Below are 15,445 nucleotides of genomic sequence, written 5' to 3'. Positions count from 1 at the left end.
GAGGCTTCGACCTCTTAGTTTGTAGGCCAAGAGACATTCAGGAGTTCAAGATATGGGTACCAAGGCAATCAGCGACGACAGCTTCCAGGCCGATGTCCTCGACAGCGACACCCCCGTGCTCGTCGATTTCTGGGCCGAATGGTGCGGCCCGTGCAAGATGATCGGCCCGGCGCTCGAGGAAATTTCCGACGAACTCGGCGAAAAGGTCGTGATCGCGAAGCTGAACATCGACGATCACCCGAACGCCCCCGCCAAATATGGCGTGCGCGGCATCCCGACGATGATCCTGTTCAAAAATGGCGAGATCGCCGACACCAAGGTCGGCGCGGCGCCGAAGAGCGCGCTCAAGGGCTGGCTGGAGAACGCACTGTAAGCTCCTAACCCCGTCACCCGGGCGAAGGCCGGGGTCTCAACATCGCGAGATGACGCACCGAGGAGATCCCGGCCTTCGCCGGGATGACGGTTTGGGGTTGGAATTCAGCTCCGGTAATCGGCGTTGATGCTGATATATCCATGCGTGAGGTCGCACGTCCAAACGGTCGCGCGGCCTTCGCCGAGGCCGAGGTCGGCGCCGACGCGGATTTCAAGCCCTTTGAGATGCGCCGCAACCGGCGCTTCGTCATAACCATCGACGGGCAGGCCATCCTTGGCCACCCAGTGATCGCCGAAGCGGATCGCGAGCCGGTCGCGGTCGGCGGGTTCGCCCGCCTTGCCCACCGCCATCACGACGCGGCCCCAGTTCGCGTCCTCGCCCGCGATCGCGGTTTTCACCAGCGGCGAATTGGCGATCGCGAGCGCGACGCGCTTGGCGCTGTCGTCGCTGACCGCGCCCGACACCTGCACCTCGATGAACTTCGACGCGCCCTCGCCGTCGCGCACGACCTGCTGCGCGAGGTCGAGTGCTACCTGGCGGATCGCGGCGTAAAGCGCGTCGGCGCCGGGATCGTCGCGGGTGGCCAGCGATGCATTGTCTGCCTGTCCGGTCGCGAACAGCAGCACCGTGTCGCTCGTCGAGGTGTCGCTGTCGACGGTGATGCTGTTGAAGCTGCCGCCGGTCGCTTCGCCCAGCATCGCCTGCAGGAGCGCGGGCGCGACCGCGGCGTCGGTGAAGATATAGCCGAGCATCGTCGCCATGTCGGGGGCGATCATGCCCGAGCCCTTGACGATTCCGGCGACATGCACGGTCTTGTCGCCGATAATCGCGCTCGCATGCGAACCCTTGGCGAAGGTGTCGGTGGTGCAGATGGTTTCGGCGGCGGCTTCCCATGAGCAGGGTTCGGCGGCGAGGGCGGCCTCGACCCCGGCGCGCGCCTTGTCCTTGGGCAGCGGCACGCCGATCACGCCGGTCGAGCTGACGAAGACTTCGCTCGCCTCGCAGCCGAGATGACCCGCGACCTGCGCCATGATCGCCTCGACCGCTTCGCGGCCGCGGTAGCCGGTGAAGGCGTTGCTGTTGCCGGCGTTGACGATCAGTGCGCGGCCGATGCCGCCCTTGACCTGCTCGCGGCCGAGCTCGACTTCGGACGAGCAGCAGACGTTGCGCGTGAACATGCCGGCGACGGTAGTGCCGGGTGCAAGCTCGATATAGGTGAGGTCGCAGCGGTCCCAATTCTTGTACCGCGCGCGCGCGACGCGGCGCGTCACCCCGGCGATCTCGGGGAGGGCGGGGAAGGCGGTGGGGGCGAGGGGCGAGCGGGTGGTCATGGGAAGGCGCTTAATCGCTATCGGCCCAAAGCAAAACCCCTCCCGCGAACGGGAGGGGCTTGATGATCTTCACTCCTTCGCGGGAGCGACGGCCATTCCTAATGGCGAACTTACCCCGGAATGCCGCTGATCGACTTCACTTCCATGAAATCCTTGAGCCCGAACAGGCCGCCTTCGCGGCCGTTGCCCGATGCCTTGTAACCGCCGAACGCCGCGCCCGGGCCGGGACCCCAGGCGTTGACCGCGACCATTCCGGCGCGCAGCTTCGGCGCTACGGCGGCAGCCTTCGCGGGATCGCCCGAGATCACCGCCGACAGGCCATATTCGGTGTCGTTGGCAATATCGACGGCCTCGTCGAGATCGCCATAGGCCATGATCGTCGCGACGGGACCGAAGATTTCCTCGTTGGCGATGCGCATGTCACGTGTGACGCCCGAGAACACCGTCGGCTTGATATAATAGCCGCGGTTGACGTTCGAGGGCAGGCCGGTGCCGCCGGTTTCGAGCGTCGCGCCCTCGTCGATTGCCGACTGGATCAGACCCTGGATCTTGTCGAACTGCGCCTTGTTGACGACGGGGCCGATATGGCCGCCTTCGCTCATCGGATCGCCGACCGAGGTGCCGTCGAACATCGCCTTGATCACGCCGACCGCTTCGGCCTCGCGCTCTTTCTGGACGAGGATGCGCGTCGGCGCGATGCAGCTCTGCCCGGTGTTGACGAGCACGCCCTGCACCGTCGGCGGCAGCACTGCGGCGAAATCGGCGTCGGGCAGGACGATGTTCGGCGACTTGCCGCCGAGTTCCTGATGGACGCGCTTGACGGTGTCGGCGGCGGCCTTGGCGACGAGGATGCCGGCGCGGGTCGATCCGGTGAAGCTCACCATTTCGATGCCGGGGTGCGACGAGATCGCGTTGCCGACGGTCGGGCCGTCGCCCTGGACGAGGTTGAACACGCCCGGCGGCACGCCCGCGGCGTCGAGGATTTCGGCGAAGATCGTCGCGTTGCCGGGGCATTCCTCGGACGGTTTCAGCACCATCGTGTTGCCGCCGGCGAGCGCGGGCGCGACCTTCAGTGCGATCTGGTTCAGCGGCCAGTTCCACGGTGTGATCATGCCGACGACGCCGATCGGTTCATAGGCGATAACGCCCGCGGCATATTTTTCGGTGAAGCTGAAATCCTGCAGCGCGGCGATGGTGCCGAGGAAGCCGCCGATCCCCGCGCCGACCTGTGCGGTGCCCGCGAAGCTGACCGGGGCGCCCATTTCGCTCGCCATCGACTTGGCGAGATCGGGGGCGCGCTTCTTATATTCCTCGACGATGCGGTTCAGGAGGGCGAGGCGTTCTTCGCGGGTGGTCTGCGACCAGCTCTTCAGCGCTTCGCGCGCCGCGGCGACGGCGTCGTCGACGTCGGCGGCGGTGCCGAGGACGATCGTCGAGGCGGCTTCTTCGGTTGCCGGGTTGATCACGTCGTGGGGCTTGCCGCCCTTGCTGTCGACCCATTGGCCGCCGATGTAGTTCTGCTTGAGGTGCGTTGCGGTGTCGCTCATTTCCTGTCTCCCATCGGCGGTGGTTTCCGTCTCGGATTGCTACCTAATCACTGTGGCGGATGAATCAAGCGCCACTCCCCTCTTTCGTCATGCCGGACTTGATCCGGCATCCATTCCACGGCCGAGGCATGGACCCCGGATCAAGTCCGGGGTGACGAAGTGAGTAAAAAACCGGCTCAGCGCTTTTCAGCCGAAAGTCGTGACATCAATATGGCAGCGCGCGTCGCCTGCCGCGCAATGCTGGGGATGTCGACTGCCTCGCCGGGCGCATGGTCGCCGGTGCTGTACGGCCCGAGTCCCGCGATCCCGTCGACGTCGGCGGCAACAAAGCTGATGTCGCCCGCGCCGCGCTTCAGCGGGTCGAGCGGCGCCATTTCGGCGAGGCCGAGGTCGCGGTTGACCCCGTTGAGCTTGGCCAGCAGCGCGCGGTTGCCGTCGGTCGGCGCCATCGGCGGATAGCCGCCGGGATCGAAGTCGAGCTTTGCATCGGTGACCGGCGCATGGTCGGCGACAATCGCCGCCATCTTCGCCTTCACGCGCGCCGCCTGGTCGCCCGATAGGGTGCGCAAATCGCCGCGCGCGATCGCGATCGGCGCGATGATATTGGTCTTGCCATTGGCGGTGGCGCGGATGCCACCCGCGTCGAGCTCGGCCTGCTGCCCGCCCGCGATCAGCCCGACGTTGAAGGTCAAATTGGGTTCGGGCAGTTCGGTGCGGAAGCGGTGGATGATGCGTGTCAGCTCGTAAATCGCGCCGTCGCCCGCCGCGGCGCTGAAGATGCCCGAGCTGTGTGCGCTCTTGCCCGTCGCGGTGACGGTCCAGCTTTCCGACGAGCGCCGCGCGACCGAACCCATGTCGGCGCCGTTATCCCGCACGAGGCCCTCGAAATCGAGCGCAACGTCGCTGCGCTTGCCCGCGGCGATCAGGTCGGCGCGCGCCTTCTCGATCGGGCTCCCCGAATCCTCCTCGTCACCGGTCATGTGGATTTCGATATTGGCGTCCTTCAGCGTGCCCGCGGCCTGCATTGCGCGAAGCGCCGCGACGATCACGACCATCCCGCCCTTGTCGTCGCCCGCGCCGGGCCCCTCGCCCCATTCACCACGCTCGCCCTTCCGGGTGAATTTCTGGAACGGCGAATCGGGTTCGAAGACCGTGTCGAGATGCGCGATGAGGAGCAGGCGTTTGGTATCGGGCTTGCCGGCATGCGTCGCGATCAGGTGCCCCGCGCGGCCGGTGTCGGTCATCGGCTTCCACTCGACCTTGAAGCCCAGCGGTTCGAGTTCGGCGCGCATCATCTGCCCGACCTTCTCGACCCCTTCGAGGTTCAATGAGCCGCTGTTCTGGTTGACGAGTTTTTCGAGCAGCGCGAGCGAGCGTGGCTGCTCGGCCTCGACCGTTTTGGCCATCGTGCTTTCAGGTTTGGAGAGCTTGGCTTCGGCGGCGGGCGCGAAGGCGAGCTGGAGGGCGACGAGAGCGGCAAACGGTAGCGATTTCATGGGGGACTCCTCTGGACGTCCCCCTTGTGCCGCCTTCGCTGCATCCCGGCAAGCGGTCAGCCTGGACGTACCATGAAGATGTCGCCGCCGATGCTGACGATGAAGAGATTGCCCGCGCTATCCTCGCCGAAGGAGGCGATGTTGGCGAGCGTTCCCGCATCGGGGGCGAAATCCTCGTTCCGCCGCGCGAAACGCGACGAGGCGAGGGTCTGGCCGGGGACGAAGCTGGTGAAAGGCACCGACCAGATATTGCCCGAAACAAAGTCGGCGAAGACATATTGGCCCTGCAAGGACGTCACCGGACCGCGATAGACATAGCCGCCGGTGATCGAATTGCCCTGCCGCGGGCCGCTGCCATGACCATATTCGGCGACCGGGTCGGTGAGGCCCCCGGGTGCGGTTCCCGAAAAGGGTTGTGTTCCTTCCTTGAAACGCCAGCCGAAATTGAGCCCCGGTTGCGTCGTTGTGACCAGATCGACCTCTTCGACGGCGCCTTGACCCACGTCGCCGATCACCAGCGTCGAGCCGCTGAACGACGCGCGGAACGGATTGCGCAGGCCAAGTGCATAGACATAAGGATCACCGCCGCCGCCGATATAGGGATTGCCCGGTACGGGCTTGAAGAAAACCGCCGAGGCACCGGCATAGGGATCGGCGACGACCTCGATCCGCAATATCTTGCCGAGCCGCGAATTGGGATTCTGGGCATTATTGCCGGGATCGCCCGAACCGCCGCCGTCACCCACCCCGGCATAGAGAAAGCCGTCGGGTCCGAAGGCCATCGAGCCGCCGTTATGGTTGCTGGCTCCTGGATGCGGAATCGAAAGGGCATCCAGCAGCCGCGGCGGGACTCCGGCGGCGCTAAATCCATATTCGCGAATCTCGATATGGCCGGCAGCATTGGTGCAGTAGATCATGAAGCGATCGGAATTCGCCGGGTTGGGCAGCAGCGCCATGCTGAGCAATCCGCGCTCGCCGTCGGTCGATAGATCGCCGATCGTGAAGAGCAGGGTCTTCGCGCCGGTCGAGGGGGTCAGGCGATAGACCTTGCCGGCCTTTTCCAGCACATAAACATCGCTGCTGCCCGGAATGCCGAGAACGAAGGTCGGCTGGTCGAAGCCCGCGCCGACGCGCGCGACGGCGATGCCTTCGCGGCTGTTGGTGACGGTGATGTTGACCATCTGCGTCGCGCTGGCGCTCGCGTCGCTGACGCGAAGCTGGACGGTATAGACATTGTCGCCATTGGCGTCGCCGGGCAGGTCGTAGTCGGGCGCCTCGTTGAAGCGTAGCGCGCCCGCCGTGGTGATCGAGAAGCGCGCTGCGTCGGCGCCGCCGTCGATAGCGAAGGTCAGCGCGTCGCTGTTCGGGTCGCTCGCCGTCGCCTGATAGGCGGCGGACGTGTTTTCGGCCACACTGGCGGTCTGGAGCGAGGTGAATGTGGGAGGGGCGTTTGTGGTGGGAGGCGTGCCGCCGCTGCCGCCTCCGCCGCCGCAAGCGCTCAGGAGTAGGGGCGCAAGGAGAAAGACGCGTATCCGCATGATCGAGAACCTTTTTTGCGACCTATATACTCGGGGCAAGGTGCCACTCGCGGGCAAGGGGCGCAACCCCGCTACCCACCATGTCGCAATGGCAGCGCCTCAGGCTGGCTCTTTCACCTCGTCGAAATCGTCGAGTTTTTCGAGCGCGTCGCGGGCGATTTTCGCCAGCGCGAAGCGATTGACCGCCAGGCCCTTCGCGCCATCGCCCGTCAGGTCGTCGATGGTGAAGGCAACGCGGGTGCGATCCGGCGCCAGCTCCTCGAAGGTGAATTTCAGCCCCGTGGCCAGCGCGCCATCGTCGACGCTGTAGATCAGATGCGCCTCGCGCGGGATTTCCATCGCGACCGCGATCTTGACCTTATACGCCTCGGGCCGTTCGTCGGGCACGAGCTTCTGGAACTCGGGATCGCCCTTTTCGGCGACCAGCTCGTACAGGCGCGTCGAGCCACCGTTGGTGACGAGCGGCAGGCTGGCAAAATCGCTGTCGTCGCCGAACATTTTCGCGAACACCTCTTCGCGCGGTGCGGCGACCGTCCGCGTCTGGTTCGCAAGCTCGGCCACCTTGCCGCAGCCGGTCGCGAGCAGCATCGCGGCAATCAGGATCGTTATGCGCAACATCCAGCGTTCCTCGCGAAAAAGCTGGCCGAAAAGACTGGCCGAAAAGATCTGTTTGCCCTTAGCGCGAACGGTTTACCAAAGCGTAATTGCCGCGTCGTTTCGAACCGCCAACCAACAGGAAAGGGCGCCCGGTTCCCCCGAACCGGACGCCCTTCCTTCGCGTTGCTGATCCTGGTGGATCAGGCGCTGTAGTACATGTCGAATTCGACCGGGCTCGGGGTCTGCTCGAAACGATAGACCTCGTCCCACTTCAGCTCGACATAGGCTTCGATCTGATCCTTGCTGAACACATCGCCCTTGAGCAGGAAGTCATGGTCGGCGAGCAGGCTGTCGAGCGCTTCGCGCAAGGACGCGCAGACGGTCGGGACTTCGGCCAGTTCCTCGGGCGGCAGGTCATAGAGATTCTTGTCCATCGGGTCGCCCGGGTGGATCTTGTTCTGGATGCCGTCGAGGCCCGCCATCAGCAGCGCCGAATAGCAGAGATAGGGGTTTGCCATCGCGTCGGGGAAGCGGAACTCGACGCGCTTCGCCTTGGCGCCAGCGCCGTAAGGGATGCGGCACGAGGCCGAACGGTTGCGGCTCGAGTAAGCGAGCAGCACCGGCGCTTCGAAGCCCGGGACGAGGCGCTTGTAGCTGTTCGTCGTCGGGTTGGTGAAGGCGTTCAGCGCCTTGGCATGCTTGACCACGCCGCCGATGAAATAGAGGCACATGTCCGAAAGGCCGGCATAGCCGTTGCCGGCGAAGAGCGGCTTGCCCTTTTCCCAGATCGAGATGTGGGTGTGCATGCCGCTGCCGTTATCGTCCTTGATCGGCTTCGGCATGAAGGTCGCGGTCTTGCCGTAAGCGTGGGCGACCTGATGCACGACGTACTTATAGATCTGCATGCGGTCGGCGGTTTCGGTCAGCGTGCCGAAGGTCAGGCCCAGCTCGTGCTGCGCGGCGGCGACTTCATGGTGATGCTTGTCGCACGGCAGGCCGAGTTCGAGCATCGTCGAGACCATCTCGGCGCGGATGTCGACCGCGCTGTCGACCGGCGCGACGGGGAAATAGCCGCCCTTGGCGCGCGGACGGTGGCCGAGGTTGCCGCCCTCGTAGCTGCGACCGGTGTTGGTCGGCAGCTCGATGTCGTCGATCTCGAAGCCCGACTTGTTGTATCCGGTTTCGAAGCGGACGTCGTCGAACATGAAGAATTCGGCTTCGGGGCCGACATAGACGGTGTCGCCGATGCCGGTCGAGGCGACATAGGCCTCGGCGCGCTTTGCGGTGGTGCGCGGGTCGCGGGCATAGCCTTCGCCGGTCGCGGGCTCGACGATGTCGCAGAAGATGACGAGCATCGGGGTGGCCGAGAAGGGATCGTCATAGACCGCGTCGAGGTCGGGCTTGAGGATCATGTCGCTCTCGTTGATCGCCTTCCAGCCTTCGATCGACGAGCCGTCGAACATCAGGCCGTCTTCGAGCGCGTCCTCGTCGATCACCCCGGCGACCATGGTCAGATGCTGCCACTTGCCCTTGGGGTCGGTGAAACGCAGGTCGACCCACTCGATGTCGTTTTCCTTGATCCGCGCGATGATGTCCTTGGGCTTCGTAGCCATGGTCTATGCTTCCTTCTTGCGAAATGGTCCGGCGTGCCGGGGTTTGTTGAGGTCTGTAAAAGTGCGAGAGATTAAAGCGCATCCTCGTTGCGTTCGCCGGTGCGGATGCGCAGCGCGGTTTCGACCGGGATGACGAAGATCTTGCCGTCGCCGATGCGGCCGGTCTGCGCGGCGGCGGCGATCGCCTCCACGACGCGTTCGGCCATGCTGTCTTCGACGATGACTTCCAGCTTCACCTTGGGCAGGAAGTCGACGACATATTCGGCGCCGCGATAGAGTTCGGTATGACCCTTCTGCCGGCCGAAACCCTTGGCTTCGGTGACCGTGATGCCGCTGACACCGACCTCGTGCAGCGCTTCCTTCACTTCGTCGAGCTTGAACGGCTTGATGATCGCCTCAATCTTCTTCACGCTTTTCGTCCCCCTTTGGGCTGGCCGCCGCCCCTTGCGCGCAAAGCCGGATCAGGTCCGCCTGGTCCGGTCTGCCGTCGAGTCGGTGCGGTGTCCCGCCATCTTGCACCAATCAAAAGCCGTGCCAATTGGCGAATCGCGGGCTTTCGGTAAGATTTGTGACAGGAAATTGCGCCGTTGCCCAAGAGGCGGGCAACGGCGTCAATCTGGTGCACAAAAATTGTGCAGTCAGCGCCCCATCGGCGCCGAGGAGTCGGCCAGATTGGCCTTGGTCCAGTTCGATCGCTCGATGACATAGGCGCGAATCGCCTCGGCATCGGCGGGCGTCAGCACATTGGCGAAGCTCACCATGCCGCGGTCCTTGAGCGCGCCGCCGATCACGACGCCCTTCCACGCGTCGGCGTTGGCGAGCGTGCCCGAGACGCGCAAATCGGGGGTGAAGCCGTTGCCGATCGCGCTGTCGCCGTGACACACCATGCAATAGCGCCCGAAATGCGCCTTGCCCGCGGCGACCTGCGCCGGCGATGCGGTCATCGGCGGCGGGTTCCACGCCATCGCGGCCATCGAGGGCGGGGCGGGCAGCTTGGCGGTGCCGCCGATCTTGAGCACGACGAGGCGCGGGATGTTCGGTATCTTGCGCGTCGCGCCGCCGGCGACCCCGGCGACGAGCGGGAAGGCGCCGCCCTTGCTCGTCATGAACGCCACATATTGCACGCCGCCGACGCGGAAGGTCGAGGGTGCGCTGACGATTCCCGACTGCATGTCGAGGTCGAGCAATTGCTTGCCGGTGTCGGCGGTATAGGCGCGGAAGCGGCCGAGGCTGGTGCCCTGGAACACGAGGTTGCCCGCGGTGGTCATCGTGCCGCCGTTCCACGCCGCGGGATGATCGACCGCCCATGCGACCTTGCCGGTGCGCGGATCGAAGGCGACGAGGCGGCCGGTGGTCGCGGCGACCGCGGCGCGGAACGCCGCCTTGTCGTCGGGGAGCATCGTGCCGGTCAGCGTCGTGCCGATGTTGAAGCCGACGACCTTGCGCCGGTCGAGCTCGGTCATGTCGGCTAGATAGCCCTGCGGGATCTGCTGCGCGGGGATATAGACGAGCCCGGTCGCGGGATTGTAGCTCATCGGATGCCAGTTGTGCGCGCCGAGTGCACCGGGGATTGCGATGAAGGGCTTGCCGGTCTTGTAGAAGCGCGCCTCGGGGTTCTCGATCGGGCGGCCGGTCGTCAGGTCATAACCGGTCGCCCAGTTGATTCCGTCGACGAAGGGCTTGGCGTCGATCAGCTTGCCGTTCGACCGGTCGATGGTGAAGAAGAAACCGTTCTTCGGCGCGTGGTACAGCACCTTCGTCGGCCTGCCGTTCACCGCCTGCTCGGCGAGGATGATCGGCTGGGTCGCGGTATAGTCCCAGGTTTCGGCCGGGGTCTCCTGATAATGCCATTTATAGGCGCCAGTCGACGCGTCGAGCGCGACGATCGAGGAGAGGAACCAGTTGTCGCGCTCGCCATTCGAACGCGTGCCATGGTTCCACGGGTTACCGTTGCCGACGCCGAGATAGATTTGGTCGAGATCCTTGTCGTAAACGATCGCGTCCCACACGGTGCCGCCGCCGCCCGAGGTCTGCCATTCGCCCTTGTCGGACCAGGTCGCGTTCGCCTTGCTCGCGAAAATGTCGTCGGAGGCCGCGCCGTCCTTTGCCTTGGTCGGGTTGGGTGCAGTGTAGAAGCGCCAGCGTTCCTTACCGGTGTCGGCGTCGTAAGCGGTGACATAGCCGCGCACGCCGAACTCGGCGCCGCCATTGCCGATCAGCACCATGTCCTTCACGACGCGCGGGGCGCCGGTGATGGTGTAAGGTTTCGACGTGTCGAAGGTCTGCGTCGACCACAGCTCCTTGCCGGTCTTGCGGTCGAGCGCGATCAGGCGGCCGTCGAGCGCGCCGACGAAGAGTTTGTCGCCCCACACCGCGACGCCGCGGTTGACGACGTCGCAGCAGGCGCTCACCGCGCGCTCGCCGGGGACCTTGGGATCGAACTTCCACAGCGGTTTGCCCGTAGCGGCATCCCATGCGCTGACCTTCGACCAGGCATGGGTGACGTACATGACGCCGTCGACGACGACCGGCGTGGCTTCCTGCCCGCGCGCATCGTCGAGGTCGGCGGTCCACGCGATGCCGAGCTCACCCACATTCTTGTCGTCGATATCGGTCAGCGGGCTGAAGCGTTGCTCGTCATAGCTATAGCCGATGGCGCCCCAATCGTCGCCGTTGCCGCCGGTCTTGAGCAGGGTCTCGCTGGCTTTCTCGGCGGCGTCGAGATGGCCGCCCGATATGCTGTCATTCTTCGACGCGTCGCATGCCGCCAATGCCAGTAGCGCGCCGCCCAGCAGCGCGGCCTTCAAGACCCGTTTCGCCATTCCATGCTCTCCCGTTCGACGCCTATGCTTGACGTTAACGTCAAGACTGCGCGCGAAGGGGGGCGGGTGCAAGCGGGAAAATGGGGGTGGGAGCGGGGGGCTCCCTTTTCGTCACCCCGGACTTGATCCGGGGTCCACGAAGGCCGGCGTTGCCTTGGAAGTCATGAATCCCGGATCAAGTCCGGGATGACGAAGTGTAAACAGCTGTGTCGATCAGGCCCAAGGCGGCGCGTTCAAACCCGTTGGGCTCGCGGTGAAAATCTCGCAGCCGGTTTCGGTGATCCCGATGCTATGCTCGAATTGCGCCGACAGGCTGCGGTCGCGGGTCACCGCGGTCCAGCCGTCATTGAGCATCTTCACCGCATATTTGCCGGTATTGATCATCGGCTCGATCGTGAAGAACATGCCGGGGCGCAGCTCGGGACCGGTGCCGGGGCGGCCGGCGTGGACGACCTCGGGGGCATCGTGGAACATCTGGCCGAGGCCGTGGCCGCAGAAATCGCGGACGACCGAATAGCGGTGGCGCTCGGCGTGGCTCTGGATCGCGTGCGCGACGTCGCCCATGCGGTTGCCGGGCTTCGCCTGCTCGATGCCGAGCATCAGGCACTCATAGGTGACTTCGACGAGCCGCTTCGCCTTGATCGGCACATCGCCGACCAGATACATGCGGCTGGTGTCGCCGTGCCAGCCGTCGACGATGCTGGTCACGTCGATGTTGACGATATCGCCCTCGCGCACCGGCTTGTCGTCGGGGATGCCGTGGCAGACGACATGGTTGATGCTGGTGCAGCAGCTATGCGTGAAGCCGCGATAGCCCAAGGTCGCGGGGATGCCGCCGCCCTCCAGCATCATCGTGCGGACAAGGTCGTCGATCGCCGCCGTGGTCACGCCCGGCTGGACGAAGGGGACGAGTGCATCGAGGATTTCGGCCGACAGCCGCCCCGCCTTGCGCATGCCGGCAAAGCCGGCTTCGTCGTGGAGCTTGATCGTGCCGTCGCGCACGGGGGTGGGCGCGCCTGCGTCGGCGGTGGTTACGGAGACATAGTCGTACATGTGGTTCATATAGTCGGTGGAGGCTCAAAAAGCGAGGGGCGGTAAAAAGCCCCTCCCGCTTGCGGGAGGGGTTTGGGGAGGGGCTGTAGCGTTGCCGGGCCCTCCCCGCTGCGGCTAGCGGGCAAGCCCGCAAGCCTCACTGCCCCTCCCGCAAGCGGGAGGGGATATATCCCTACTCGGCCGCCTTCCTCGTCTTGTCGGCTTTCGGCTTGGCTTTGGCCTTGCTCGCCTTGGGCGGGGCCGAGACGATTTCGAAGGCGAGCGGATTGCCGACCTTGGCGTCGTCGCCGGTCTTCATCTTCACCTTGACCTCGCCGCCATGGACGAGCTTGCCGAACAGCAGTTCCTCGGCGAGCGGCTGCTTGATCTTTTCCTGGATCAAACGGCCCATCGGACGCGCGCCATAGAGCTTGTCATAGCCCTTGCCGGTCAGCCATTCGCGCGCCGCATCGTCGAGCTGGATGTGGACGTTGCGGTCGGCGAGCTGCAGCTCGAGTTCGAGGATGAACTTGTCGACGACGCGCGCGACGACTTCGGGCGGCAGATAGCCGAAGGGCACGATCGCATCGAGGCGGTTGCGAAATTCGGGGGTGAAGAGATTCTTCACCGCTTCTTCCTGCACATCCTCGCGCGTGAACTGGCCGAAGCCGATGCCCTCGCGCGCCATGTCGCTCGCGCCCGCATTGGTCGTCATGATCAGGATGACGTTGCGGAAATCAACCGTCTTGCCGTGATGATCGGTCAGGCGGCCATGGTCCATCACCTGCAACAATATGTTGAACAGGTCGGGATGCGCCTTCTCGATCTCGTCGAGCAGCAGCACGCAATGCGGATTCTGGTCGATCGCATCGGTGAGCAGGCCGCCCTGATCATAGCCGACATAGCCCGGAGGCGCGCCGATCAGGCGGCTCACCGAATGGCGTTCCATATATTCGGACATGTCGAAACGCTGGAGCGGGATGCCCATGATCGACGCGAGCTGCTTGGCGACCTCGGTCTTGCCGACGCCGGTCGGGCCGCTGAACAGATAATTGCCGATCGGCTTTTCGGGATCGCGCAGACCCGCACGGCTGAGCTTGATCGCCGACGACAGCACCTCGATCGCGGTGTTCTGGCCGAACACGACGCGCTTGAGGTCGGTCTCCAGGCTGGCGAGCGTCGCCTTGTCGTCGCTCGACACCGATTTGGGCGGGATGCGCGCCATCGTCGCGATCACGGCCTCGATCTCCTTGGCGGTGATCGTTTTCTTGCGCTTCGACGGGGCGACGAGCATCTGCATCGCGCCAACCTCGTCGATCACGTCGATCGCCTTGTCGGGCAATTTCCGGTCGTTGATGTAGCGCGCGCTCAGCTCGACCGCGGCGTTGATCGCGTCGGGGGTGTAGCGTACCTGGTGGTGCGCCTCGAACGCGCTGCGCAGTCCCGCGAGGATCTTCTTCGTGTCCTCGAGCGTCGGTTCGACCACGTCGATCTTCTGGAACCGGCGGAGCAGCGCGCGGTCCTTTTCGAAATGGTTGCGGAACTCCTTGTACGTCGTCGAGCCGATGCAGCGGATCACGCCGCCCGAGAGGGCGGGCTTCAGGAGGTTCGACGCGTCCATCGCGCCGCCGCTCGTCGCGCCGGCGCCGATGACGGTGTGGATCTCGTCGATGAACAGGATCGCGTGCGGCAGGCCTTCGAGTTCGGTCACGACCTGTTTCAGCCGCTCCTCGAAATCGCCGCGATAGCGCGTGCCCGCGAGCAGCGCGCCCATGTCGAGCGAATAGATGACCGCGGGCAGCAGCACCTCGGGCACGTCGCCCTCGATGATCTTGCGCGCGAGACCTTCGGCGATCGCGGTCTTGCCGACGCCGGGATCGCCGACATAGAGCGGGTTGTTCTTGCTGCGGCGGCAGAGGATCTGGATCGTGCGGTCGACCTCGGCATTGCGGCCGATCAGCGGGTCGACCTTGCCGACCTTGGCCTTCTCGTTGAGGTTGACGGTGAACTGGTCGAGCGCGGTTTCCTTCTTGTTCTTGCCGCTGCTTTCCTTGTCCTTCGTCTCTTCCTTTTCCTCGGGCTCGGCCTGCGGCGAGGGCTTGCCGCCCTTGCCGACGCCGTGGCTGAGGTAGGAAACCGCGTCGAGGCGCGTCAGATCCTGCTGCTGCAGGAAATAGACCGCATAGCTTTCGCGTTCGGAGAAGAGCGCGACGAGGACGTTGGCGCCGGTCACCTCGTCCTTGCCCGACGACTGGACGTGCAGGATCGCGCGCTGGACAACGCGCTGAAAGCCGCTCGTCGGCGAGGGGTCGCTGTGCCCCTCGACCTTCAAACTGTCGAGTTCGGTATCGAGATAGTGGACGACCGCCGATTGCAGGTCGTCGAGCGCGACGCCGCAGGCGCGCATCACTTCGGCGGCATGATCGTCGTCGATCAGCGCGTAGAGCAGATGCTCGAGCGTCGCATATTCGTGGTGACGCTCCGAAGCGGCCTTCAAAGCGTTGTGTAGAGTCTTTTCGAGGCTTTCCGAAAAGGACGGCATGGTCTTCATCTCCTTGCGGGGACCAGGCCGGGGAGAGCGGCCCCCTTAGGAACACAACGTGGCGATGCCGCCGCCCCGCCGCAAGGGAAAAGCGGATGGCTTTGTGAAATTACGATGACGGGGGTTGCGGTATGGTTAACGAGGCGTTGAGAATTTGGCGCAAGTCGCTTCAATCCACCTCGTTACCCGGTTGGATCGGGTATCCGGTTGGCGCAAGGACGGCTAACAATTCCAAAGTTCAGGAAAGTTCAGCCCTATGCGCCCCCGCTTTGGACATCCCGGCGTGCCGGACGCGCGCGCCGTGGCCGCACCCGCAAGCCGGACAGCGACCGCTTTCGTTCACCAAATGAAAGAGCCGGATGAAGGCTGGCATAGCCGAATAATGTAGGAAAGGACTATTTGAGGCGACGTCGGCTTAGGGGTGGAGAGCTGCCATGGCCTTCTTTCGTCATCCCGGGTTGGATCCGGGATCCGGTCGGCGCAAGGGCTGCGTAATATTCCAAAGTTCAGGAAAGTTCAGCCCTATGCATCCCCCCGATTTGGACCTCGCGGCG

General features: G+C 64.7%; 11 protein-coding genes. 1 reads left to right on the top strand and 10 read right to left on the bottom strand.

Features of this window, described 5'->3' with window-relative positions; genetic code table 11:
- Positions 1 to 52: 52 nt before the first annotated feature.
- Positions 53 to 373, top strand: coding sequence for a thioredoxin TrxA (gene trxA / locus V6M50_RS07045; RefSeq protein ID WP_332817844.1), 321 nt, complete (start codon positions 53 to 55; stop codon positions 371 to 373).
- 104 nt (positions 374 to 477) lie between these two features.
- Here the strand turns inward: trxA and argJ are convergent, their stop codons facing one another.
- The 10 genes from argJ to clpA form a co-directional block, all read right to left on the bottom strand.
- On the bottom strand, positions 478 to 1,704 hold the full coding sequence (argJ, locus tag V6M50_RS07040) for a bifunctional glutamate N-acetyltransferase/amino-acid acetyltransferase ArgJ (RefSeq protein WP_332817843.1): 1,227 nt from the start codon (positions 1,702 to 1,704) through the stop codon (positions 478 to 480).
- Between the two features lie 110 nt (positions 1,705 to 1,814).
- Positions 1,815 to 3,251, bottom strand: a complete 1,437-nt coding sequence (locus tag V6M50_RS07035) for an aldehyde dehydrogenase family protein (protein ID WP_332817842.1) — start codon at positions 3,249 to 3,251, stop codon at positions 1,815 to 1,817.
- Positions 3,252 to 3,427: 176 nt separating this feature from the next.
- Entirely contained in the window at positions 3,428 to 4,747 is a 1,320-nt protein-coding gene (locus V6M50_RS07030; protein ID WP_332817841.1) for a M20/M25/M40 family metallo-hydrolase, read from the bottom strand.
- A gap of 56 nt (positions 4,748 to 4,803) precedes the next feature.
- Positions 4,804 to 6,285 carry a PQQ-dependent sugar dehydrogenase gene (locus V6M50_RS07025; RefSeq protein ID WP_443030492.1) on the bottom strand — a complete coding sequence of 494 codons (1,482 nt, stop codon included), beginning with the start codon at positions 6,283 to 6,285 and terminating at the stop codon, positions 4,804 to 4,806.
- Between the two features lie 99 nt (positions 6,286 to 6,384).
- Positions 6,385 to 6,903 carry an SRPBCC family protein gene (locus V6M50_RS07020; protein ID WP_332817839.1) on the bottom strand — a complete coding sequence of 173 codons (519 nt, stop codon included), beginning with the start codon at positions 6,901 to 6,903 and terminating at the stop codon, positions 6,385 to 6,387.
- 179 nt (positions 6,904 to 7,082) lie between these two features.
- Positions 7,083 to 8,495 carry a type I glutamate--ammonia ligase gene (gene glnA, locus V6M50_RS07015; protein WP_332817838.1) on the bottom strand — a complete coding sequence of 471 codons (1,413 nt, stop codon included), beginning with the start codon at positions 8,493 to 8,495 and terminating at the stop codon, positions 7,083 to 7,085.
- A 71-nt stretch (positions 8,496 to 8,566) separates the two neighbouring features.
- Positions 8,567 to 8,905, bottom strand: coding sequence for a P-II family nitrogen regulator (locus V6M50_RS07010; protein ID WP_037518110.1), 339 nt, complete (start codon positions 8,903 to 8,905; stop codon positions 8,567 to 8,569).
- Positions 8,906 to 9,133: 228 nt separating this feature from the next.
- Entirely contained in the window at positions 9,134 to 11,317 is a 2,184-nt protein-coding gene (locus V6M50_RS07005; RefSeq protein WP_332817837.1) for a PQQ-dependent dehydrogenase, methanol/ethanol family, read from the bottom strand.
- A gap of 213 nt (positions 11,318 to 11,530) precedes the next feature.
- Complete coding sequence (gene map, locus V6M50_RS07000) at positions 11,531 to 12,370, bottom strand: type I methionyl aminopeptidase (protein ID WP_332817940.1); 840 nt, start codon at positions 12,368 to 12,370, stop codon at positions 11,531 to 11,533.
- 172 nt (positions 12,371 to 12,542) lie between these two features.
- The gene (gene clpA, locus V6M50_RS06995; RefSeq protein ID WP_332817836.1) at positions 12,543 to 14,891 is read right to left on the bottom strand and encodes an ATP-dependent Clp protease ATP-binding subunit ClpA; all 2,349 of its coding nucleotides are present in this window, start codon (positions 14,889 to 14,891) and stop codon (positions 12,543 to 12,545) included.
- Between the last annotated feature and the right edge of the window lie 554 nt (positions 14,892 to 15,445).

This window comes from Sphingopyxis sp. (genome assembly GCF_036675685.1).
In the GTDB taxonomy this organism is placed as follows: domain Bacteria; phylum Pseudomonadota; class Alphaproteobacteria; order Sphingomonadales; family Sphingomonadaceae; genus Sphingopyxis.
Note: the sequence above shows the minus strand (reverse complement) of the source record. Positions and strands in the feature narration are given on the sequence as shown.

What these genes read in the sequence shown, in the direction of transcription:
- trxA (WP_332817844.1), top strand. Translation starts at nt 53, where the DNA reads ATGGGTACCAAGGCAATCAGCGACGACAGCTTCCAGGCCGATGTCCTC.
- argJ (WP_332817843.1), bottom strand. Translation starts at nt 1,704, where the DNA reads ATGACCACCCGCTCGCCCCTCGCCCCCACCGCCTTCCCCGCCCTCCCC.
- V6M50_RS07035 (WP_332817842.1), bottom strand. Translation starts at nt 3,251, where the DNA reads ATGAGCGACACCGCAACGCACCTCAAGCAGAACTACATCGGCGGCCAA.
- V6M50_RS07030 (WP_332817841.1), bottom strand. Translation starts at nt 4,747, where the DNA reads ATGAAATCGCTACCGTTTGCCGCTCTCGTCGCCCTCCAGCTCGCCTTC.
- V6M50_RS07025 (WP_443030492.1), bottom strand. Translation starts at nt 6,285, where the DNA reads ATGCGGATACGCGTCTTTCTCCTTGCGCCCCTACTCCTGAGCGCTTGC.
- V6M50_RS07020 (WP_332817839.1), bottom strand. Translation starts at nt 6,903, where the DNA reads ATGTTGCGCATAACGATCCTGATTGCCGCGATGCTGCTCGCGACCGGC.
- glnA (WP_332817838.1), bottom strand. Translation starts at nt 8,495, where the DNA reads ATGGCTACGAAGCCCAAGGACATCATCGCGCGGATCAAGGAAAACGAC.
- V6M50_RS07005 (WP_332817837.1), bottom strand. Translation starts at nt 11,317, where the DNA reads ATGGCGAAACGGGTCTTGAAGGCCGCGCTGCTGGGCGGCGCGCTACTG.
- map (WP_332817940.1), bottom strand. Translation starts at nt 12,370, where the DNA reads ATGTACGACTATGTCTCCGTAACCACCGCCGACGCAGGCGCGCCCACC.
- clpA (WP_332817836.1), bottom strand. Translation starts at nt 14,891, where the DNA reads ATGCCGTCCTTTTCGGAAAGCCTCGAAAAGACTCTACACAACGCTTTG.